Genomic DNA, 23,853 nt, shown 5'->3' on the forward strand with positions numbered 1-23,853 from the left:
CTGCCTGTCGACTTTTGGCTCTTGAGGGATTTTTATGAAGCTCCAGCAACTGCGCTACATTTGGGAGGTCGCCCACCACGATCTCAATGTGTCGGCCACAGCCCAAAGCCTCTATACATCGCAACCGGGGATCAGCAAGCAAATCCGCCTTCTTGAAGATGAATTGGGTGTCGAGGTTTTTGCTCGTAGTGGCAAACACCTGACCCGCATCACTCCGGCCGGTGAGCGCATCATTAACACTGCGGGTGAAATCCTGCGCAAAGTTGAAAGCATCAAACAGATCGCCCAAGAATTCTCTAACGAGAAGAAAGGCACACTGTCCATCGCCACCACCCATACACAGGCACGTTATGCGCTGCCTCCTGTTATCAGCAATTTCATTAAGCAATACCCGGACGTATCCCTGCACATGCACCAGGGAACACCGATGCAAATTTCTGAAATGGCCGCTGACGGCACTGTCGACTTCGCCATTGCCACAGAAGGCTTGGAGCTGTTCAACGACTTGATCATGATGCCCTGCTACCGCTGGAACCGCTGTGTTGTGGTCCCCCAAGGGCACCCGCTGACCAAATTGCCCAAACTGACTCTAGAAGCCTTGGCCGAATATGCCATCGTGACCTACGTATTCGGTTTCACCGGTCGCTCTAAATTGGATGAAGCCTTCAGCCAGCGCGGCCTGACTCCGAAGGTTGTCTTTACTGCTGCGGACGCTGACGTAATCAAAACTTATGTTCGTTTGGGCCTGGGTGTTGGGATCGTGGCTAAGATGGCAGTCGACACCCAACTCGACACAGACCTCGTCGTTCTAGATGCCAGCGAGCTGTTCGAAGCGAGCGTGACTAAGATTGGTTTTCGTCGCGGCACTTTCCTACGTGGCTTTATGTGCGACTTCATCGAGCGCTTTGCTCCTCACCTCACCCGCGATGTGTTGGCCAAGGCGGTGCAGTGCCACAACAAGGCAGAGCTTGAGGAGCTCTTTGAAGGCATTGATCTTCCGGTGCACTGAGTTTTTACCAACAAAGCACAAACAAAAAGCCCGTCTTCACGACGGGCTTTTTGTCTGCAGCAGCGAAATTTATTGGCGCATACCCCTGCCGCCAACTAGCAAGCGGATACAGATCAGGTACAGCACAACAGAGGCAACCATCATGAAAGCGATTGCGACGCCAATGCGGATATCCGACACACCAAGAATGCCGTAACGGAAAGCATTAACCATATGTAGTACAGGGTTAGCCATCGACACGGTCTGCCAAAACTGGGGCAGCAGTGTAATGGAGTAAAACACCCCCCCCAGATAGGTAAGCGGGGTAAGGACAAAGGTCGGCACAATGGAAATGTCATCAAAATTGCGGGCAAATACCGCATTGATGAAGCCGCCCATGGAGAAGATTGCCGCAGTCAGCAGCACCACTAACGCGGTGATGCCTAAATGGTGGACTTGCAAGTGAGTAAAGAACAGCGACAGTAAGGTCACAATCAGCCCGACCGCCAGACCGCGCAATATCCCACCGATGACATAGCCACAAAGAATCACATGAGGCGAAACGGGGGAAACCATCAACTCCTCAATGGAACGCTGGAACTTGCTGCCGAAAAAACTCGACACAACGTTACCGTATGAGTTGGTGATCACCGACATCATGATCAGCCCCGGTACAATGTATTCCATGTAGCTAAAGCCACCCATATCGCCAATCCGACTGCCAATCAGATTTCCGAAGATGACAAAGTACAGCACCATGGTGATCGCTGGAGGCAGCAACGTTTGTGGCCAGATACGAGTGAAACGGCGAATTTCACGCACCACAATCGTATACAAGGCAACCATGTTTGCTTTGAACTCAGAACCTTGCTCGTAACCACTCATACCGCCACCTTCTGAAGATTTTTCTCAACCAGAGACACAAATAGCTCTTCAAGGCGGTTGGATTTGTTACGCATGCTGAGAACCTGAATATTCTGTGCCGCCAGCAGGCGGAATAGCTCACTGATGCCCAACGTTTTCTCCACCTGAACCTCAAGTGTGTGAGCATCAATAATTTTGGCGGGATAGCCCGGCAGCTGGGGTTCAGCCATCAATGGCTCAGCCAAATCGAGCAGGAAAGTTTCGACATGCAGGGTTTTGAGCAACTCCTTCATGCTGGTATTTTCGACAATTCTTCCGTGATCGATGATGCCGATATTTCGGCAAAGCTGCTCAGCTTCTTCCAGATAATGCGTCGTTAAAATAATCGTAATGCCCTGCTCATTCAGCTCAGTGAGAAAACTCCACATGGAACGGCGCAACTCGATGTCGACGCCAGCAGTAGGCTCATCAAGTATCAATAAGCGCGGCTGATGGACAAGGGCACGCGCAATCATCAGGCGACGTTTCATCCCCCCGGAGAGCTCTCGGGACGGAACATTGTGCTTGCTCCACAAACCCAACTGGTTCAGGTACTGCTCTGCTCGCTCCTTGGCAATCCGCGCCGGAATACCGTAATAACCCGCCTGCGTCACGACAATGTCGAAGGGTTTTTCAAACTGATTAAAGTTGAACTCCTGCGGCACAACGCCCAGGCAACGTTTTAACGCCAACGGCTGTTTATCCAGATCATTGCCGAACACATTGACCGTCCCACTGCTTTTAGTCACCAACGTGGAGAGGATGCCAATTGTGGTGGATTTACCGGCGCCATTAGGCCCAAGCAGAGCGAAGAAATCCCCTTCGGCAACATCCAGATCAATGCCATGCAGCGCCTGAAAGCCATTGTTGTAAGTTTTGGTCAACTGCCGGATGGAAAGAGCAGTACTCATATAAATCTGCACACCTGATAAAAATAACGCGAAAACACGTTCGCCGAGATACGCCAATTCTAGCGAACCCTCAGTCAGAGCCGTAATAAGCGTTTAATGTTGCGGAGGTGATAGCCTACACATTAAGACGTGACTTGTTGGCTAAATCTTCTGATTTAATCCATCAGTCCATTTGATATAGCGTGCAAATTACCTTCAAGACCTCACCACTTCACTGGCCAAATCGCCATCTCCCAGGCGAAAGGCGTCCTCAAACAAATGCGGGTAGCAGTGGGCAAGATGCTTGTAGAAAAGCTCAACCGGTAAGTCTGCAAACTGGCCATGATCACAGAGGTATTCCATGTATCGCTGGCCCTCTTGGTTATAGGCATGAAAAACGCTGTCGTGTATGCCGTCAAACTCGAGCGGTTCAACCTTAAATAACTTACACAGGCTCAGGTTGAAAGCGGGCGTTGCCTTGACCCAGCACCCCTCTAGGAACAACTCGCTGTAGCCGTGCATGGCAAACACTTCAGTGCGTAACAGCTCAATCAAGCGAGGTGTTGAAAGATGGTTGCGCACATCGGCCAGACCAATGCGCGCAGGTATTCCGCAGTGGCGGGCACAGGCCGAAAGTAACGCTGCCTTGGGCACACAATAGCTCTCACCACTTAATACCGCGTAGCTGGCTTTAAGGGTTTCCTCATTCCGACTGAATACATAAGGGTTGTAGCGTATTCCGTCGCGCACAGCGTAGTAGAGATTAAGCGCCTGTTGCAGGGGCTCGTCACTCGCACCTCGGGCACGCTCGGCGAACTCCACTACTGCCGGGTGGTCACTATCAATGAATCGGCTGGGCTCAAGGTACTCACGCATTTGGATTCTCCGAGGCTGGAAATCCAGTCTACTCAGACGTATCCAGCCCAAGCCATGACGATTCTGCCAAGCTTACTGCTCATGCCGCCAACAAGGTGGCTATGCTGAGGGATGTGTACTGCACATCATCATGGAGGAATTTGCATGCTTGTTCTCTGGTTACTTGTACTGCTCTTAGGTGTCGCCTTTCTGGCACACCGACGCACGCCCCCACTTAAGGCAATGGCTATTGTGGCTGGCTATTTGATTGTGACAGCCCTCTTCAGCCACACTCCTGGCTGGCTACAACTGATTAGCTGGGTGCTGCTAGCTGCCAGTGCACTTCCCCTGCTGCTACCCCAACAGCGTAAACGCCTGTTCACACAGCCACTTTACAACTGGTTCAAACGCGTCCTTCCGCCCATGTCGGATACAGAGCGCGATGCTATCGAGGCTGGCACAGTCTGGTGGGATGGTGAGCTATTCAGCGGCCGTCCCAACTGGAATACCTTGCTGAACTACCCCAAGGCCGAGCTCACTGAAGAAGAACAAGCTTTTCTTGACGGGCCAACTGAAGAGCTCTGTGCAATGGTCAGCGACTGGGAAATCGGCCAGCAGCTGGATCTTCCTCCAGAAGCCTGGGAACACATTAAAACCCACGGTTTCTTCGCCCTGATCATTCCCAAGGAATACGGCGGCAAGGGGTTCTCGGCTTACGCACACTCTCAAGTTGCAATGAAGTTAGCCACCCGCTCCGGCGACCTAGCTTCGACTGTCATGGTGCCCAACTCACTGGGCCCGGCTGAGCTGCTGCTGCATTACGGTACCGACGAACAACGTAATCACTACCTGCCGCGCTTAGCCCGTGGCGACGATATCCCCTGCTTTGCCCTCACCGGCCCACTGGCTGGTTCTGACGCTGGCGCAATGCCCGATACCGGTGTCATCTGCAAAGGCCAATGGCAAGGTGAAGAAGTTATCGGCCTACGCCTTAACTGGGAGAAGCGTTATATCACCCTTGGACCGGTCGCCACGCTGCTAGGCCTGGCTTTCAAGGCCTATGACCCAGAACACCTGTTGGGCGACAAGGAAGAACTCGGCATCAGCCTAGCGCTGGTGCCAACTGATACTCCCGGCGTAGAAATTGGTCGCCGACATCTGCCGCTGGGTGCAGCGTTTATGAACGGGCCGAACTCCGGCAAGGATGTGTTCATCCCGCTGGAATACCTGATTGGCGGTAAAGATATGCTGGGCAAAGGCTGGATGATGCTGATGAATTGCCTGTCGGTTGGCCGCTCAATCTCTCTGCCAGCGGTGGGCACTGGCGCCGCCAAATTCACCAGCCTGACCACCGGCCAATACAGTGAGATCCGTGAGCAGTTCAATGTACCCCTGTCAGCGTTTGAAGGCATTCAGGAAGCTCTGGCGCGCATAGGCGGAAACGCCTGGCTGATGGACAGCGCCCGCATTCTCACCGCTAACGCGGTTGATTTGGGTGAGAAACCGTCCGTGCTCTCAGCGATCCTCAAATACCACCTAACAGAACGCGGCCGGGAGTGCATCAGCCACGCCATGGATGTGCACGGTGGCAAGGGCATCATCATGGGGCCAAACAACTACCTTGGCCGCTCGTGGCAAGGCGCGCCGATTTTTATCACGGTTGAAGGGGCGAATATTCTCTCCCGTAACCTGATGATCTTCGGCCAGGGTGCAATCCGTTGCCATCCTTTTGTACTTAAGGAAATGTCACTAGCCACCTTGGAGGATCAGAACCAAGCGCTGGAGGAGTTCGACCAGCTACTGCTGGAACATATCGGCTTCGCCATCAGTAATGCCGCCAGCAGCCTGCTGCTTAGCCTAGGTTTCGGTGCATTTAGCAAAGTACCGGGGGATGATGTCAGCCGCCCGTATTACCGCGCACTCAACCGCCTTGCTGCTGCTTTTGCGCTACTGGCAGATACCAGCATGATGATCTTGGGCGGCGAGCTGAAACGCCGCGAACGGCTCTCAGCTAGACTCGGTGATGTCCTGAGCAACCTTTACTTGGCCTCCGCCGCCCTTAAGCGTTACCACGACCTGGGCTATCCGGCACACTCACAACCGCTGCTACGCTGGGCACTAGAAGAGAGCCTCAGCAAGGCCGAACAGGCACTTGAAGGCCTACTGCATAACTTTCCAAACAAACCGATTGGCTGCGCCCTGCGCTTGCTCGTTCTACCTTTGGGACGCATGCACAAAGGGCCAAACGACAAACTGGATGCCGAAGTTGCCGCTGTGCTGGGCCGTAACGCCGGTGATGCTGCGCTAGAGGAAATACTTGCGGGCTGCTACCGCCCCAAACAGGAAACCGATGCAGTTGGTGCCTTGCAACACGCTCACAATCTTTTGCAGGAAAGCAAAGCGCTGAATCGCAAACTTCACAAAGCGATTAAATCCGGCGAAGCTGCACCGAAGCCAGAACAATCCCTCATCGAAGCGGCACAACTGGCAGGCGTTCTGAGCGAGCAGGAAGCTCACGCGCTGAAACAGACCGAAGCGGCTCGCCGCCGAGTGATTGATGTCGACGATTTCAGCAAAGAGGAGCTGAGTCTGCACGCAGGTCAGGTTCGCTGACGAGATCAAGGCGAGTAACAGGACAGCGGGCGGCGCGGCCTTTATACTTGCCCGCCCGTTTTACCTACAGGACTGCACCATGGCCAACCCACACCTCGAACATCACCTTTCCCTGCTACAGCATGTGCGCACCATCCTGGCGGCCTTGGGTGAAGCCGAGCAGATTCTGGATGACAGCCACGCCATGTTCCTTGAGCGCTTTGATGAACTGCTCGCCGACCTGCCAAACGACCCGGACACGAGTCAGTATCTGGGCCAGGACTTGATCAGCCAGATTTTCCAACGCTATCCCCAGATTGCTCATCTGGTTCCACGGGATCTGCTTTGGTTCTTCGGCGGTGATTGCCTGCACTTTATGCCGGACGAAGAAATCGAGATGTACCAGACGCTCGAAGAACGCCGTTTCCAGGCAGAAGAAAACGACGAGCCTTTCGACTGGAACATGGAAAAACAACTGCTGGCTATGCCAACTGAAGGCAGTAAGCATTGATAAGCTGCAGTTCTGAATGCCTTCCGACTCTTTAATTGCCTTGAGCCTGCAGGGATAACGCAGCAGGCTCAACTTTTCCCTGCCCCAATAGATGACGAGCCTACGACCGTATGAGCTCAGCATCACCTCAATTAGCCCTGCCCGCTCCACAACTGGCCTATGGCTGATAAGCCCCAAGCGCTTGAGCAGCTGTGGTAACACCTGGCACATTGAAAACAGCACCAACGTTTTAGCAACCTTTATCCCACTCATGTAAAAGTCACTCTAAACGACGTAAAAATGACTTAAGTCAAAAACAAAATTCATCATGTGACGTATTTTTGGCCACATGTTTCTGACGCTGCGATTTTTACAAGTGACGACCCGCAACACTTAACTCCTGTATCTAGGTGGCAGTTAATGCCCCCATCCACAATCCACTAGTCGTTTTAACTTCGTCTTAAATTGGAGACTTGATTTCAAGTGGCTCACCCGTTGGTGACGCTGCTTCGAACTCTGTCACGCCTTCACTATGGCGATGGCATGTTTAGCACTCGGAACGACGGATGTGCTGATAACAGGTTAACCATGGATGGTGGGCCTAAATAAGGCCCAGCGATAAGCAAGGACGCACTGCATGACGACTGCCGCGATTCTTATTCCCTGCATTATTTCAGGTGGTGCAGGCACGCGACTGTGGCCTGTTTCCCGTGAAAGCATGCCCAAGCCATTCATCCGCTTGGAAGACGACCAAAGCCTTCTGCAAAAAACCCTTTTGCGGGTTTCAGCGCTAGCTGACATTGGCAGCATCCTCACAGTCACCAATCGTGAATTACTTTTTCAGACTCTTGATCATTACCGCGAAATTAAGAGCAGCATTGCGCAAGAGTTCTTGCTGGAGCCATTCGGCCGCAACACGGCCCCCGCTATTGCAGCTGCAGCTCTGCATGTTGAGGAACGGTACGGCGCCCAAGCCCAACTGTTGATTCTCCCCGCTGACCATCTAATTACGGATCAGCCCGCGTTCAAAAAGGCAGTTGGGCAGGCACGAACATTGGCCTCGCAGGGACTCCTTGTCACCTTTGGAATCACTCCCGAGCGAGCTGAAACCGGGTTTGGTTATATCGAGCAAGGGGAGCCGGTGGGGAACGGCTTTAAAGTCAAATGCTTTGTCGAAAAACCTGACCATGCCACCGCCCAATCCTATTTAGAAGGCGGCCGCCATCTTTGGAATGCGGGAATGTTTTGCTTCCAGGCAGGCACTCTGCTTCAAGAGCTTGAACGCTACGCGCCTGCAGTTCTTCAGGCCACTCAAGCTGCCTTGGCTGAGGGCAGCCAGTTGTCAGGCGATCATTTCAAACAGCGCGAACTGAATGCCTCTGCATTCGAACAGGCTCCTGACCTGTCTATTGACTACGCAGTTATGGAGCACTCGGAAAAAGTCGCCGCAGTACCCTGCTCCATCGGCTGGAGCGATATTGGCAGCTGGCAGGCTCTGCGTGAGGTATTTCCGGCCGATGAGCACGGCAACCAAATCCGCGCCGAGACCATTCTCCATGATGTGAGCGGGTGCTATATCGACTCCCGTAAGCGCCTTGTGGCCGGGTTGGGCATTCACGATCTTTTGATTATTGATACCCCGGACGCCCTTTTGGTTGCCGATGCTAAGCGTCCGCAAGATGTGAAACTTATCGCTCAAGAGCTCAAAAAGCGCAGCCACGATGCGTACAAACTGCACACAACGGTGAGTCGCCCCTGGGGCTCGTACACAGTGCTTGAAGAAGGCAGTCGCTTCAAAATCAAACGTATTGTGGTTAAACCAGAAGCCTCGCTCTCGCTGCAAATGCACCATCACCGCAGCGAACACTGGATCGTAGTCAGTGGTACCGCTCAGGTCACCAATGGTGAACATCAATTTCTGCTCAATACCAATGAGTCCACATTCATCCCTGCTGGGCACAAGCATCGCTTGAGCAACCCAGGACTGATTGATTTGGTGATGATTGAGGTTCAGAGCGGCGAGTACCTCGGCGAAGATGACATCGTACGCTTTGATGATGTCTATGGCCGCGCGCCTGGCGATGATGTGGAGCAAGCATAATGCGTGTAGCCCTCATCATACCCACCCGCAACGCGGGTCCCCATGTCGACCTCCAATTACCAGCTCTGGCAGCCCAAACCCGTCAGCCAGACGAAATATTCATTGTCGATAGCAGCTCCACCGACAACACAGTTGCTCGCTACCGTGAGTTTGGAGCGCGCGTCGAAGTCATTCCCGTTGAAACATTCAACCATGGCGGCACCCGACGCTGGGCAAGCCAGCAGGTCAACGCCGATGTTTTGATCTACATGACCCAGGACGCCATACCGGCCTCCCCGGACAGTTTTGCCAATTTACTGGAGTCACTCTGCTCTGAGCCGGATATTGGCGTCGCCTATGGACGACAGTTGCCGCACAAGGGTGCCGATATTCTTAGCGCACAATCGCGCCACTTTAACTACCCGCAACAGAGCAGAACCAAGCGGCGTAAAGACTCTGACGAACTGGGCATCAAAACCTGCTTCAGCTCAGACTCTTTCTCGGCCTATCGGACAGATGCATTGGAGAAGTCGGGCGGTTTTCCTGAAGATGTCATTGGCAGTGAAGATGCCTACGTGGCAGCTCGCTTGCTACTCAAGGGTTATGCCGTGCGCTATGCCGCTAATGCAGAAGTACACCACTCCCACAACTACAGCCTCCTGGAAGAGTTTCGCCGCTACTTCGACATTGGCGTCTTCTATGGAAGAGAACGCTGGATTCGCCAGACCTTTGGCGACGCCAAGAATGAAGGCTTACGCTATTTCATTCAGGAAGTCAGGACTTTGATTAAGGCACGTGCCATACATCTCATACCTGAAGCAATCATGCGAACAGTTCTCAAGTTAGTCGGCTACCGTCTCGGCCAGACCGAGCACAAGTTGCCACTGTCCTTTAAACGCCGTATCAGCATGTTTCCGGGCTACTGGAAATAAAGGCTACAACCCTGAGGAAGTATCCCCACATGAAGCGTCCACTACTCATGCTTGCCCTGCTGGCACTGGCTGCTTGCAACACGCCGGCGCGCATTCCTGTGCCTGATAGCGATACTGTCGACCAAGGCAAACTGGCACTAACTGAACTGGCCAAACTTCCGCCGGCCCTTGAGCGCATCCGTGTTGGCGATATCCTCAGAATTGTCCGGGACTCAGGTGAAATGCCGACCTTGTCGGCCATCAACACCAGCACCATTTATGAATTGACCCTATATACCGTGCTAACTGACGGCAGCTTTTACTACCCCTTCATCGGACAGGTAAAGGCCGCTAACCGTACCCCACAAGAAATTGCCGACGAGCTACGCACCAAACTGGCCAGCATTTACCGAGAGCCAGGTGTGACCGTAAATATCAACCAGGCCCCCGGTAATACCGTTTTTGTCGGTGGTGCGGTTCGTAACCCATCGGCTGTGCCCATTCCAGTCGCCAATAACATGGAGCAAGCCATCATGGGTGTTGGCGGCATCCTTCCAGTGGGTGACGCTCGCCGCGTCGCCCTGCTACGCGAGGACGAAAACGGTCGGTACAACGCCTACTTCCTTGATTTCAGCCAGTTGTTGGCCACCGGCCCAGAAGGTCGCAAAAGCCTTCCGTTACAGCGCGGCGACATCATTTTCGTGCCCAAATCCATGGTCGGCGACCGGATTGAAGGGGTCGACGTCTATCTCAACCAACTGCTGCCATTCACCAAATCCATGGGTGTTGGCTTCAGCTATACCGTTAACGACAACTAAGGCGCAGCAATACCATGATTGAAATTCGTTCTTTTCGTGATTTGCTGCGGCTGCTGTTCATTTTCAAGCGTGAATTCCGCCTGGCCGCTATCAGCGCACTGGTCATTATTGTGTTGGGTGCGTTTTTGCTCCCTCCTAAATACGAGTCCACAGCCCGCCTGCTGGTTAAGCCCGGACGTGACTCTACCCTGCCAATTGAAGTCAGCGACCGTCAGACACTGGTAATGCCCAGCACTCAACGCGACCCGATCGTTGATGAAGAGCTGATGTTGACCGGCCGCCCGATCATCCGCCAGGTTGCCGAACGCTATCTGGAAGTGCTGGCCAATCAGCCACCACCTGAAAGCCTGTGGAAACGCACTAAGTTCTACGTGAAGAAAGGCATTGGCGCGGTCTTTGACGGTATTCGCGTGACGCTGGAAACCTTCGGCATCATCGAAGAGACCACAGCACTCGAACGTCTGGCTAAAGACTTGAAGAAGAAGTTCTCGGTCACTCATGAGCCTGGCTCCACAGTGATGGAAATCAGCTTCAGTTGGAGTGAGCCTGAAGTTGCTCAAGCTGTCGTCAAAGCCTGGGTCGATATCTATCTGCAAGAACGCACGCAGGCGTTGGGTCGCAAGAGCCTGTACGTGTTTTATGAAAACCAAACGGCTGAGTCAGCAGCCCAGATCAAAGACTTCAAAGATCAAATTCTCCAGCACCTCGACAAGCTAGGTGCCGCCAGTATTGAAGATCGCCTTCAAGACCTTTCCGAGCGCATCAACATTTTGCGCGGCGAACGCTTTAACACAATTCGCCTGATCGCCTCTTCAGACAGCGCGCTGGAAAGCACCCGCAAGCAACTCAAAGGGCTGCCGGGCGAAGTCGTCACGGTCCGCCAGATTGCTCTCAACCCTGCCCAACAAGACCTGCGCCGCCTGCTTAACCAAAAGCGCCTTGAACGTGCCGACATGCTGCGCACCTACACGGATAATGCGCCACCTGTACTGGCGCTAAACGCCTCGATCGCAGCACTGGAGAAAGAAGTCGAGCTTGAGGGGGATACCGTACAAAGCTCTGAAGATCGTGCACCCAACACCCTGTCGATCCACCTGCAACGCGTGCTGCTGGATGAGAGCAGCAACAACGCCGCCCTGAAAAGCCAGCTCAGAGAACAGGAAAAGCAGCTCAAAGAACTTGAGAGCCAACGCCGCGAAGCGATGGCAATGGAGCCGACGATCGAGCGCCTTAACCGTGAGCTGCGCGCAACCGAGCGCAACTACGCGCTGTATGTCGACAGCTTGGAAAAATCTCGGATTGACCGTGAGCTGGATAACAGCCAGATCAGCAATATTTCGATAATCGAAGAAGCCACCTACAACCCAGGTCGGATTTTCCCGAAAACCTTGCTGATGCTATTCCTTGCCCTCCCCTTCAGTGTGGCCGTAGGTCTGCTGGTGGTTTATCTGTGCTACCTGCTCGACCAGCGCATCCATGATGGTGGTCTGACTGAGGAGAAACTCGGCCTGCCGCTATGGAGTACGCTTCCTGAGCAGGACAAAGGAGAAGCTCATAGCAATGCCTTCACAGCCAGTGTTTATCGACTCTACAGCCTGCTGCCCTATGCCCAGATAGAGAAAACCGGTCTAACCCTGGGCCTGGTTTCAGCTCGCCCAGGCGAAGGTGTCAGCTTCATCATCAGCAAGCTGCAACAGGTTCTGGAAGAAAATGGTGTGCGCGTGCGCGTGGATGGTGGCCCCGCTCAACCCGGTGAAGTCGTCCTGCTAGATGCACCCGCCCTGACCAGCAGCAGCGGCGCATTCACTAAACTGCGTCAGGCCGACCTGATCGCACTGGTCGTTGAAGCCCAGAAGAGTACTGTACCGGTGATTCAGAATGCCCTGTACATTCTGACTACAGCGTTTGGCAAGGTCGATGGCATCATCATTAACCGCCGCCGTTTCGAAGTACCAAGCAAAGTCCTGCAAACAATCGCCCGTTACAGGAGCGCGTTTTGATGAGGATTGCTCTGTTGGCGCCTTTGCCACCGGAACAGAACGGGATCGCCGACTACGCCAATAACTTTCGCCAAGCATTAATGGCACTGGGTATTGAGGTCGTAACCCCGCTCCAAGGTAAAGCTGTCAGCGGCAGTAATGTCGGCCAAGTACTGAACTCGGTGGATTGGGAAGGCATCGACCTCATCCATGCCGAACTTGGCGGCGGCAGGCTCACGGAGTTTTTAGCACTGCGTGAGCTGCGTAAGCGCCTGCCTGGTGTGCCCATGACTGCGACCGTGCATGACCCGGAGCGCATCGTCTGGCGGCGAGAACAGCTGCCCTGGCCACTGACCTTGCTCGAGCGCCTGCCCAGCCCGCTGCCTCAGGCAGCTGTTGTTCTAGCAGACCCTTTGACCCTGCGTGAAGAGCGCCAGCTGGCCCGCAGCCTGGACCGCATCGTAACGCTGACTAACACCGGTGCTCAGTGCCTCTCACACCGCATGCAACTGGAGCCGGGGAAAGTCGCTGTTATTCACCACGGCAACCTGCCCATTCCGGCAGCGCCGTTGCCCCCACTGGAACCACTGCGCCTGCTCTATTTCGGTTTCATCTATCGCGGCAAAGGCATTGAGGACTTAATCCACGCTCTGGCCAACCTGTTTGCGACCCAGCCTGAGCTGCGCCAACGTGTCCGGCTGACCCTCGCCGGTGGCACCTCAGCGGAGATGGCCTTCGCAGGTAAAGCTAACTACCTGCAGCAACTCGAACAGCAGATAGCCGAACTCGATTTGACCCATGCAATTGACTGGAAACTCAATCTGCCTGCGCAAGAGATAGCCGCGACCATTCAGGCCCATCACGTCATGGTATTGCCGTACCGCGAGTCGAAGAAGCTATCACTCCTCGGCCGCCAGCGTGGAACCAGCGGGGCATTGTCTTGGGCTGCGGCCTGTGGCCGCGGGGCCATTACCTCAAACGCCAGATCCTTTGCTGAAGAGGTCTCGCACGGCAATGGCAGTCTGTTCCGCCAGGGTGATGTGGCGTCGTTGGCCGAGGAACTACTCAAGCTTGCCAAAGCCCCAGAGCTGGCCCAAGGTTGGGCCGACCGCGCTCAGGCAATTGGCACGGAACGGCTCTGGGCCAATACTGCCCGACACTTTTATGACATATTCAGTACCTTGATGGACCACCGCGCATGAAAGCCCGTAGCCGCGTACTGCTCTTCGCCTTGCTGGCGATATTTTTGGTTTTGATCCTCTCAACCCTGTTGGGAAAACAGGCTGACGCTCAGATTCAGGTACTTAAGGCACCTCGCGAGGTCGTTTGGAAAGATTTTCTAGGCGTTAATACCCAGTTCCTCTGGTTTAGCCCCGAGCGTTACCAAAAACAGATAGACCGCCTTGAGGCATTAGGCCTCAACTGGGTTCGAATTGATTTGCACTGGGATCGGCTTGAAGTCGCCGAAGACGACTACCGCATGGGAGCCCTGGATGTGCTGGTCAAAGACCTGCAAAAGCGCGACCTGAACACACTCTTTTATCTTGTCGGTTCAGCACGCTTTATCACTACGGCTCCGAAATCATCCCCGTTTCAGGATCAGTTTCCGCCGCAAGACCCGGTTGTATTTGCACAACGCATGGCCATGCTCGCAGACCGTTACCCGAGTGTCGCAGCCTGGCAGGTTTGGAACGAGCCTAACCTAATCGGCTTTTGGCGCCCCGAAGCGGACCCCAAAGGCTATGCTGAGCTGCTGCAAGCCAGCACCATTGCACTGCGTCAAGTACAACCCGAGAAGCCTGTCGTCGCGGCAGGCATGGCATTTTTCAGTGAAATGCCAAACGGCCAGACCATGTTTGATGAACTGAGCAAACTTGGCGCCCAGCATTTGGGGACTGTAGCCGCCTACCATCCCTATACCCAGCTCCCGGAAGGCAACGATCCCGCCAAGCTGGACTTTATTGAGAAAGCCAACTTTGTAAACCAAGCCCTGCGTAACAGCGGTGTTCCGGAAATCTGGAGTACCGAATGGGGCTGGTCCGCCTACAAAGGGCCGAAAGAGGCTCAGGACATCATCGGCGTAAACGGTCAGGCCGACTACGTCATACGCCGTCTGGCCCTGATGAGCGCCTTGGATTACGACCGGATTTTCCTCTTCACCCTGAGTGATCTCGATCACCGAGCCAGCGTGCGTGACCGCGACTACGGCCTGCTGGATCTGGATGCCAACCCCAAACCGGTCTACCTAGCCCTGCAACGCTTCCTCAAGGTGACCGGGCCGAAGTTGACACCTGCCGATCCACCTGTGGCCGAACAATTGCCCCAAGGTACTTTTAGTATCGGCTGGACCCGCGAAGATGGCCGCCATATCTGGCTGTTCTGGTCTGCTCAAGGGGGCGAAGTGACCCTTCCCAAATTGAGCAAAGCCACGTTGCACGATCCATTGAGCGGCAAGGTTACCGAGCTTAACGGCAAGACAGGCTTACAGGTTCCCGTTAAATCCAGCCTGCAAATGCTGGTCTGGGAGTAAGCGACGTATGCGTATTCTGTGGATCCTGTCCTATTCCCCCTGGCCGACCACCAGCGGCGGCAAAACGCGCCAATACCATTTGCTGCGCAGCCTTGCACAGCGCGGGCACCGTATCACCTTGTTGATGCACAGTAAGCAACCGGTGACAGCCGAAGAGCGTAAAGCACTTGAGCCGCTGCTTGAGCGCCTGATTGTCCTGCCGCGTCGCCCACTGCGAAGCCTGAAAACAATCGCTGCCGCTCTGTTTGCGCCCTACCCTCTGCTCACCAGTACCAACGGGTTGTCTAAAGGGTTGGAGCACGCTGCCCGTGATCTGCTGCAAGAACACTGGGACATCGTCCAGATCGAACACAGCTATACCTTTCAGCCTTATGAAAAGGTGCTGCGTGAAAAGCAGCAGCCCTTCGTCATGACCGAACACAACGTGGAGTCATCCCTTGGCAGCGCGACCTATGCCAACATGCCCGCCTGGCTGAAGCCCTTTGTCCACTACGACCAGTGGCGTTACCGGCGCTGGGAGCGCCGAGTGATGCAGCAAGCGGCGCAAGTCATTGCGGTTACCGAACAAGACGCCCAGCGTTTAGGCAGCATGCTCGGCCGCAAACTGCCTGTTGTGGTCAATGGCGTTGACTGTTCCTACTTCGCCGGCGCTCAACCCGCGCCTGAGCAACAACGCATCCTGTTCCTTGGCAACTACGAATACGCTCCTAACGTGGATGCCGCTAAATGGATGCTGGACGAAATCATGCCCCTTATTTGGGACAAATGCCCTGACGCCCGCCTGAGTGTCTGTGGTTATGCCCTGCCCGAAGAATGGGCGCAGCGTTGGCCAGACGCTCGCATCGAATGGCAGGGCTTTGTTCCAGACTTGCTAGCGCTGCAGTCGACCAGCTCGGTATTTCTCGCGCCACTGCGCCATGGCGGCGGCTCAAAGCTCAAAGTGCTGGAAGCGCTCGCCGCTGGCCTGCCGCTGGCTACAACCGCCCAAGGCGCATCCGGCCTGGCGCTTAAACCCGGACAGGACTATCTCGCGGGCGAAACCCCAGAGCAATTAGCCGAGGCTGTTGTGCAGCTTTTGCGCAGCCCTGAGACGGCGAAAAGAATGGGCGAAAATGGTCGTGCTTATGCACGTCAACATCATGACTGGAGCGTGGCAGCTGCCCAGCTGGAACAGGTCTATGCCACTCTGAACGCGGATCAAACAGCATGCGCATAGGTCTGGACTACCGAACCGTCGGCACCTCCCCACAGTCGGGTATCAGCCGCCAGGTTTACGCCCTCGAAGATGCTCTCAAGGCACTGCCCGACTGCAGTGTCAGCCGTTTTGCCGTGGCACCGGAGGGTGATTCAATTCGCCAAAATGCGCACTGCCCGGAATGGGCTTGCCCGGCCACATCAATGCATCAACCACACCAGCGTCTGCGTTTCGAAGCTTGTTACCTGCCCAGCGCGTTGCGGCGCAACAATATCGACCTGTACATCAGTACGTTCAACATGGGCCTACCGCTTCCGCCACGCCCCTCTGGTGTCCGCTATGCCTTGCTGATTCATGATCTGTTCCAGATCACCTTGAAGAATTACCACGCTAACCGCTGGAAAGCGCTGCTTTACCGGATCACTGATTACCTGTCGATTGCCTATTCAATGCATGCCGCCGACCGGGTCTGGACACCCTCGCAGTACAGCGCGAATGAAGCTGCCCGCCTGTTTCCGCGGCAGGCTCATAAACTCAGGGTCCTGCCGAATCAGGTCAACGGATTCACAGGCCAGCCGGCAGACCTTTCAGCTTATGCGCTGCCTGAGCGTTTCTGGCTGCTGGTGGGCACCCGAGAGCTGCGCAAAAACGTTCCCTGGTTCATTAATGTGTGGCAGCAAGCCAGAGCCGAGTCTGCCGATGTACCGGCACTGGTTCTGGTGGGCAGTCTTGAACACTTGCCTGAAGCTCAGCGCAACCTGCCAGGGTTACAAGCATTGGGCGGGCTGGATGATGCTCACCTGCACAGCCTTTACCTGAAAGCGCAGCGCCTGTGGCAACCTTCTTACGCCGAAGGGTTCGGCCTGCCTGTGATTGAAGCCCTTAGCGTCGGCACGCCCGTGGCGGTAGCCACGGGCACCTCCCTGGATGAAATCACTCCGCCGTCGGCACCACGATTCTCGCCAACCGATTCGGCCGCGCTGCACAACCTGATGCTTGAGTTAGCCAACACACCGCCACACCACAATCGTCAAGAACTGATAGCCTGGGCCGCCCGTTTCAACCATGAGGCTTACCAGAAGCGCCTGGCTGAACTGATCGAGGAGCTGCGGTGAGAATTTTCCTCGGTAATCTGGCTGCCAGCTTGGCAGGCTTGGCCTTTGGTGCTGCACTACTTTTGCTTTCGCCTGCGAAAGCTGCAGCAGGGATCATTGCTGTTGCAGGCGCCGTGACAGTTTTGCGCTTCCCGCTGTGGGGGCTGCTGCTGTTTGTGCTGGTCGCCACTTTTGCGCCCTACTCCACCATCAATGTCGGTATCCGCACCACAGTGAGCGAGGCCATTCTTGCTCTCACCTGGGGAGCGGTCATGTGGCAGTTGTTTCTGTCAAAGCTGCCTCCGGTGACCTCACTTCGCTACCGCTCTACGGAGCGTATGCTGCTGTGGCTGATGCTGTTTACAGTGGTGCCATTTGTGGTGGGCCAAGTCAGCATTCAGGCTGAGGGCAGCGGTTTTTCAAGCTGGCTGCGTTGGTTGCTGAATCTGTCGATCGTGTTCCTGGCCGACCGTCTGCTGATCGAGCCTAAAACCCGTGAAACGGTGGTCATAGCGATGCTCGTGGGCACGCTGGCCATGCTGGTGATGTCCATTGCTGTGTTCATTCGCTACCGCTCCGCATCGGGCATGGGGCCGATTCTCACGCTGCTCAACTACGGCAACCTGGACATGCTCAAGTTTGGCCTGGAAGCGCTTGCCACGCGTATGGGCTCGCCGTGGATGCACCCTAATGCCACTGGCGGCATTATGGCGCTCCTGCTCCCTCTGGCCTTCTGTTATGGCGTTGCCAATCAAGGCTGGCGCCGCGGGCTTGGCTTGTCAGTGGCAGTACTGGGTGCCGCCGCCATTCTGCTGGCTAGTTCACGCGGAGCCATGCTCAGCCTGGCAGCCATTCTGTTCTGGATGTCCCTGCGCAAGGTTCCACATACGGGCCGTATGCTGTTGGTTGGCGCCGGTTTGGTGGTTCTGCTGGTGCTCAGCTACCCGCCCCTACAGGAGCGCCTGGCCACTATTTTCTCGACGCAGAACGCCAGTACTCAGGTGCGATTCGACGAGTACCGGATGTTCCCAGATGCCGTCGCCCGCTATCCGCTTGGCATCGGTTTCAAAGTCGACCCGCCGGTGCCGGGCACCAATCTCATGGGGATCTCCAATCTGTGGCTCAACTTCATGTACAAAGTCGGCTTTATCGGCATGCTGCTGTACATCGCTGTGACATGGCGCTGGTGGCGTGAAGCGCGGCCTGAAAAAGGCCCGATTGTCCTGACTCGCGACAACGCCATCTGGTTGGGCAGTACCTGCGGCATTCTCTCAGCGCTAGTCAGTGGTTTGTTTGACCACTACTTCAGCTTCGCAGTGGTGATGATCGGTCTGTTCTGGCTGCTGGTGGGGATTAACTTACTTGAGGCGAGACGTCTCTTCCCTTCCCGTCAGCCACAACCCAAGCGCGTGAGCAAACAGCCCTTCCTGCATGATGTTGGGAGTCTCTCCTGACATGCTCGGATCAGCATTCTGGCTCACATTTGCCACCTTGCTAGGTCTGTGCCTGGGCTTTGCCCGTGAGCTGCTACTGGTGACGTCTTGGGGCGCTGGCCAACAAAGCGATGCCTTTCTCATTGCCTTGTTTCTGCCTGAAGCCTTGCGAATGTCACTGGCCGGAGGGCTCCTCAGCGCGGCGGCACTGCCTCTTTTTCTTCAGCGGCAAAGCAGACAACAAATGCAATGGTTGTCTGCCATGCTTCCCAGCTTGTTCGGACTTGCACTGGCACTGAGCACGGCAATTTATGTGGCGGCCCCCTGGCTGGTCAAACTGCTCGGCCCAGGTTTAACGGATACCGCAACTGCACAGGCGGCCAGCAACTTGCAGGTATTGGTCTGGTGTATGCCCGGGCTGATGCTGCATGCTGTTCTCACTATTCCTCTGCATGCTCGTGAACAGTTCTTCCTGGCAGGTTTGGGGTCGCTACTCTTTAACCTGCCGCCAGTCATATATCTGGCCGTTGTTGGGCCTAACAGTAATCCTACCCACCTCGCATGGAGTTGCTTACTGGGCAGTCTGTTGATGCCACTGGTCCTGTTGCCAGCCGTGTGGACACAAGGCTGGCGCCCATGGCAGCTGCGCGCGCCAGGTAACGAGCTGCGTGAACTGGCACAACGCATTGGGCCGCTGCTTGCCAGCAATGCTGCCAGCCAAGGACTGACGCTACTTGAACGCCTCGCAGCCTCGTTGCTGGGCGAAGGCGCCGTCACTTGGGTCAACCTAGCGCGCAAGCTGATCAATCTGCCAATGATTGCCCTGATGAGTCTTAATCAGGTGCTGCTCAGTATGATGAGTCGCCGCCAGGGCAGTCAGCGTCTGGACAGTCTTAAGCGCGGGATTGAATCAGCCATCCTGCTTACGCTGCCTGCCGGAGTTGGTCTAGTGGCTGCAGCTCCCGCGTTTGTGACACTCCTGCTGCCCGAGCAAGGCATAGGCTCACCTTTACCTAATCTGCTGGCTTGGTTTGCGCTGCCATTGGTATTTGGTGCCAGTAACGCGTTGCTTGCCCGCTATGCCTATGCCGATGGTGACACACGCCTGCCTTTGCGTTGCGAATTAACAGGCAGCGCGGTGAACGCTGGATTGTTACTGGTCTTGCCGCTTGCCATTGGCTTGAGCGGTATTCCTCTGGCCAGCACAGCTGGTGTTATCTGCACCGCGGCACTTCTGATACATCGGCTGAAACTAGCCCATTTAGTGCACTGGCCTCGTCTGTGCCTGCTCAGCGCCGGACTGCTAACCGTGGCGGCACTGCTCATCTTGCCAATCACAAACATCTGGCTGCAGCTCGCGCTTGCAACTGCCATGGGGGCATTAACCCTGGGGACATTAGCCATGTGGCTACGGCCATGGCGTCAGTAGCTCAACGGTAACAGGGCACATAAGCGTTAATTTTTTGCACAAGTGGAATGTGGGGATAACAGGTTGAAACAGCGCTGGATTCAAATGGATGTCGCACGCGGCATTGGCATTTTGATTATCGTGTTTGGGCATGGCTGGTTTGTCGCACAGTCACCCGAGGCGCTTTACCCGCTGCTATCAGCCTTTATTCTGCCGTTGTTCTTCTTTATATCCGGCGTGCTGTTCAAACCTGAACAGCCCTTCGTAGAAATGGCTGTGCGCAAGGCTGATGCATTGCTCAAGCCGTTTTTCGTGACCATGCTCGGCTACGTCATCGTGCGGGATTTGATCCGTGGCCAGCCACTGCTGCCTGACATCGGCGGTGTGCTTTACGCCAGTGTTGAAACTCTGCCCTGGCAGGCGTTGTGGTTTCTCCCGCACTTTTGGGCAGCCTTGCTGTTCTCGTGGCTGATACTGCGCCTGATCAAACGCCTGGAATTGTCGCTGACATCAAGCTGCCTGCTGCTGGCAACGCTGCTTGGCTTGGGCATTCTGACATTAAAAGCTTTCTGGCAAGTGCCGGTGACGTTTGGCGGCACGCACTATCTACTGCCAGGCTTGCCCTTCAGCATCGATGTGACGCTGATCAGCAGCGCGTTTTTCATGCTCGGGTATGTATTGCGCGATGTTCTGCGTAGCCACCGCAGCTCAGTGGTGACATTGCTGATTGCCGTTGCCATCACCGCGGCTACTTTTGCCTACCAACCTGTGGTGATGGATCTGGCTCAGCGCCGTTACGATCACTGGCTGCTGACGACCGTGCAGGCACTCAGCGGAGTTTATATCTGCTGGGCGCTGGCTGGGGTGATGATGAAACTCAACTGGCTGGGCAAGCTGATGACATACATTGGCCAGTCAACCCTGATTCTGCTGATCTTCCATGGCGAGATTCAGCACAAGAGCTTTGCATTACTCAAACACCTTGGCCTGCCTGAGGCGGCAGCCGCTGGAGTCGCTTTCGTCATCGCCGTGGTGGTTCCGCTGATCATTGCGGAAGTGTTCAAGCGTGTGGCGCTGCTGCGGGCGCTGTACTTTCCGTTTCCCGTCCGTAAAGCCGCGCGGCCCGCCTCTTAATCGCGAGACACGCATTGCCACAGAAAAGCCCCTGGGCCTTTACTGTGGCAGTCACCTGAGTTGACCCAACGCGCATTGCCTTAAGAACACAGGCATTGCGCGTATTTCTCCTGTCGTCTCCCCCCCTGTAACCCGTCATCAATGGCGTGCTACTCAACAGCTAAACCCCCCATTCCAGACAGCTTTAGGCATATCAACGCCTGTTCGATGAGAAAAGGTTGCATTCGATAATGTTACATTATAACGTTTTAAGAATAACAGCTAGCGGTAGTGGCAATTACCGCATTTAGCACAGGGATAGGTGCATGAGAATGGAAAGTCTCCTTAAGCCGAACTCCCGCTGATTCCTCTTAATCGCTAATGAAAGAAGGTATTCACATGCGTGTTCGAGCGACACCCCAACGCCCTTTGCAGCACAGCCTTTTGGCCAGTGTGGTTGCTGCATCAATCGGTCTCAATCCGGCTTATGCAGATGATGAGCCAACAGCCGAAGTCATGGATCTGGGTGCAGTGACGGTCACCGCTCCGCTGAACAATGCCTTTGAGGTCAATGCCGGAGCGTTCGGGGCTAAGGACACCATGGAAGTCCCCCTTGCGATTCAGAGCTACAGCGCAAAGCACATCAGTGAAACCTCTCCGCGTACAGTCAAGGATGTACTCGCGCTTGATCCTTCAGTGCTCAACTCCTCATACGGCGGCGGCTTCGATAACTTCCGCCTGCGCGGCTTTGCGATGGATAACTTCAACACAATTCGCCGCGACGGCCTGGCCTTGGCGCCGCACTACGATATGCCACTGGAGTTGGTCGAGCGCGTTGACGTACTCAAAGGCCCGTCAGGGTTTCTGTATGGCTTCAACTCGCCAGGCGGAACCATTAACTACATCCCCAAGCGACCTACCCTGCAGCCCTTCACAACAGTCAGCTTACAAGGCACGTCATTGCTGGGACGCTACGTGGCGGTGGATACCAGCAACAGTCTGGCCGATGATGCCATTGGCTACCGGCTCAATGCCGGTTACGAGAAGATCGGCGACTTCAACCACTTCGGTGATCTAGAGCGCAAGTTTGTGGGTTTGGCCACGGACTTCCGCTTCAGTGACCGCGCCCTCCTGCAGCTGAATACCGACTGGGCCTGGAAGAGCGCCATGTCAGACCCAATCCTGCGGGCGGATCAAAGCAAGCGGGCCAATCCGTTGGATCCTTCCAGCTATGTTCGGCCGCCCCATGTTGATCGCCGCGACGCCCTTTCGCCCTCCTGGTATCGCCACAAAACCGAGGCATTTAACCTGGAGGCCAAGTTCGACTACCTGATCAATGATGACTGGACCTCAGTCACGCAGGCCAACTACTCCCGCGTTGAGCGCCACGGGGGCTACGTAGACCTCTTTGATATTCAACCCAATGGTGATATCGGCTACGCGGATCTGTACCAGTCACGTGGGGAGGTGTTCAGCACCTGGTCACTGCAAACCTATCTGGCAGGCAAAATCTCAACCGGCAGCATTTTCCATGACTTGTTCTTCGGCACCTCGTACCGACAATTCCATGACAACAGCCCCTACTGGGACTTTGTGGAAAGTGGTGGTGACATAGGCGTCGGCGATATATCCGTCGGCAATATCCGCAACCCTACTCAACCTGATCGCTGGCATTTCGGTCATGAAAATGACACCGAGTTTAAATCCAGCATTCGCGAAACCTCAGTGTTTGCCAGCGACTTGATCACGCTAACCGACCAGTTTCAGGTCCTGCTTGGCGGGCGCTATATCTGGTACAAAGCCCACGACCTGTCTGCAGGCGCGCTGCCTCAAGACGAGAGTGTCTTTGTTCCGACCGGTGCGCTGATCTATCGCCCTGTTGAGAGCCTGATGACCTACATCAGCTACTCCAAAGGCTTCGAGAAAGGCGATTACGCCCCTTACAACGCCAACAATGCTAACCACCCTACGGATGCGATTGAGTCAGAGCAGTACGAGATAGGCTTAAAAGCGGATCTCAATGACAGTCTCAACGTGGGCTTGGCCGTTTTTGAAATTAAACGCGACGCCAGCTACCTGAATCTCAATAACGACTTTGTCAGCAATGGCCGCTTCCAGCACCGTGGCGTTGAGCTTAACGCCACGGCAAAAGTCACCCAAGGCCTGACCATGATGGGCAACGCAGCCTACCTGGATACAGAGCTTAAGGAGGTAACTGACGACACCACCCGTGGCAAACGCAGTGAGGGTGTGCCCCGTTGGAAAGGCGCACTGGGGGCGCGCTACGCGTTCGAATCCGTTCCTCAGCTGTCAGTCGACAGTACAGTGAGTTACGTCGGCAGTCGTCCTGTGGATGCGCAAAACAGCGGTTATATCTCCAGCTACAGCCTGTGGGATGCAGGCATTAGCTATGAGACAAAAATCGAAAGCGTGCCCACCACATTCCGCTTGCAAGCCAAGAACCTGACGAACAAGTACTACTACTCCGGCGTTTACTACAGCGGCGGCCTTGAGGTTGGGCGCGGGCGGGAGATTTTCCTCTCAACCAAGTTCAGCTTCTAGCGGCGTACAGAC

The 23,853-nt window shown here is 55.1% G+C and carries 18 protein-coding genes; 15 read left to right on the plus strand and 3 right to left on the minus strand.

The window, feature by feature from the left end; translation table 11 throughout:
* Positions 1 to 34 precede the first annotated feature (34 nt).
* Positions 35 to 1,009, plus strand: a complete 975-nt coding sequence (cysB, locus tag WG219_12050) for an HTH-type transcriptional regulator CysB (protein WXL24085.1) — start codon at positions 35 to 37, stop codon at positions 1,007 to 1,009.
* Between the two features lie 69 nt (positions 1,010 to 1,078).
* Here the strand turns inward: cysB and WG219_12055 are convergent, their stop codons facing one another.
* From WG219_12055 to WG219_12065, 3 genes are all read right to left on the minus strand, one after another.
* Entirely contained in the window at positions 1,079 to 1,873 is a 795-nt protein-coding gene (locus WG219_12055) for an ABC transporter permease (GenBank protein ID WXL24086.1), read from the minus strand.
* On the minus strand, positions 1,870 to 2,802 hold the full coding sequence (locus WG219_12060; GenBank protein WXL24087.1) for an ABC transporter ATP-binding protein: 933 nt from the start codon (positions 2,800 to 2,802) through the stop codon (positions 1,870 to 1,872). The genes WG219_12055 and WG219_12060 overlap by 4 nt, the downstream gene beginning before the upstream one ends.
* A 195-nt stretch (positions 2,803 to 2,997) precedes the next feature.
* The gene (locus WG219_12065; GenBank protein WXL24088.1) at positions 2,998 to 3,657 is read right to left on the minus strand and encodes a transglutaminase family protein; all 660 of its coding nucleotides are present in this window, start codon (positions 3,655 to 3,657) and stop codon (positions 2,998 to 3,000) included.
* A 144-nt stretch (positions 3,658 to 3,801) separates the two neighbouring features.
* Between WG219_12065 and WG219_12070 the strand changes: the two genes are divergently transcribed.
* From WG219_12070 to WG219_12135, 14 genes are all read left to right on the plus strand, one after another.
* The gene (locus WG219_12070) at positions 3,802 to 6,249 is read left to right on the plus strand and encodes an acyl-CoA dehydrogenase (GenBank protein ID WXL24089.1); all 2,448 of its coding nucleotides are present in this window, start codon (positions 3,802 to 3,804) and stop codon (positions 6,247 to 6,249) included.
* A 79-nt stretch (positions 6,250 to 6,328) separates the two neighbouring features.
* Positions 6,329 to 6,739 (plus strand): PA2817 family protein, encoded by a 411-nt coding sequence (locus WG219_12075; GenBank protein ID WXL24090.1) that lies wholly within the window; start codon positions 6,329 to 6,331, stop codon positions 6,737 to 6,739.
* 616 nt (positions 6,740 to 7,355) lie between these two features.
* Entirely contained in the window at positions 7,356 to 8,819 is a 1,464-nt protein-coding gene (locus WG219_12080) for a mannose-1-phosphate guanylyltransferase/mannose-6-phosphate isomerase (GenBank protein WXL24091.1), read from the plus strand.
* Complete coding sequence (locus WG219_12085; protein ID WXL24092.1) at positions 8,819 to 9,730, plus strand: glycosyltransferase family 2 protein; 912 nt, start codon at positions 8,819 to 8,821, stop codon at positions 9,728 to 9,730. The genes WG219_12080 and WG219_12085 overlap by 1 nt, the downstream gene beginning before the upstream one ends.
* A gap of 29 nt (positions 9,731 to 9,759) precedes the next feature.
* Complete coding sequence (locus WG219_12090; GenBank protein ID WXL24093.1) at positions 9,760 to 10,527, plus strand: polysaccharide biosynthesis/export family protein; 768 nt, start codon at positions 9,760 to 9,762, stop codon at positions 10,525 to 10,527.
* 14 nt (positions 10,528 to 10,541) lie between these two features.
* Entirely contained in the window at positions 10,542 to 12,527 is a 1,986-nt protein-coding gene (locus WG219_12095; GenBank protein WXL24094.1) for an exopolysaccharide transport family protein, read from the plus strand.
* A complete protein-coding gene (locus WG219_12100; protein WXL24095.1) occupies positions 12,527 to 13,708 on the plus strand; it encodes a glycosyltransferase in 1,182 nt (393 codons plus the stop codon). Before WG219_12095 ends, WG219_12100 begins: the two co-directional genes overlap by 1 nt.
* Positions 13,705 to 15,036, plus strand: coding sequence for a cellulase family glycosylhydrolase (locus tag WG219_12105; protein ID WXL24096.1), 1,332 nt, complete (start codon positions 13,705 to 13,707; stop codon positions 15,034 to 15,036). Before WG219_12100 ends, WG219_12105 begins: the two co-directional genes overlap by 4 nt.
* Before the next feature lie 7 nt (positions 15,037 to 15,043).
* On the plus strand, positions 15,044 to 16,252 hold the full coding sequence (locus WG219_12110) for a glycosyltransferase family 4 protein (protein ID WXL24097.1): 1,209 nt from the start codon (positions 15,044 to 15,046) through the stop codon (positions 16,250 to 16,252).
* Entirely contained in the window at positions 16,243 to 17,346 is a 1,104-nt protein-coding gene (locus WG219_12115) for a glycosyltransferase family 1 protein (GenBank protein ID WXL24098.1), read from the plus strand. Before WG219_12110 ends, WG219_12115 begins: the two co-directional genes overlap by 10 nt.
* 2 nt (positions 17,347 to 17,348) lie before the next feature.
* Complete coding sequence (locus WG219_12120) at positions 17,349 to 18,779, plus strand: O-antigen ligase family protein (protein ID WXL27997.1); 1,431 nt, start codon at positions 17,349 to 17,351, stop codon at positions 18,777 to 18,779.
* Between the two features lies 1 nt (position 18,780).
* Complete coding sequence (locus WG219_12125; GenBank protein ID WXL24099.1) at positions 18,781 to 20,187, plus strand: lipid II flippase MurJ; 1,407 nt, start codon at positions 18,781 to 18,783, stop codon at positions 20,185 to 20,187.
* A gap of 63 nt (positions 20,188 to 20,250) precedes the next feature.
* A complete protein-coding gene (locus WG219_12130; protein ID WXL24100.1) occupies positions 20,251 to 21,300 on the plus strand; it encodes an acyltransferase family protein in 1,050 nt (349 codons plus the stop codon).
* Between the two features lie 378 nt (positions 21,301 to 21,678).
* On the plus strand, positions 21,679 to 23,841 hold the full coding sequence (locus tag WG219_12135; protein WXL24101.1) for a TonB-dependent siderophore receptor: 2,163 nt from the start codon (positions 21,679 to 21,681) through the stop codon (positions 23,839 to 23,841).
* Positions 23,842 to 23,853 lie beyond the last annotated feature (12 nt).

This window comes from Pseudomonas mendocina (assembly GCA_037482215.1).
Lineage (GTDB): Bacteria > Pseudomonadota > Gammaproteobacteria > Pseudomonadales > Pseudomonadaceae > Aquipseudomonas > Aquipseudomonas mendocina_E.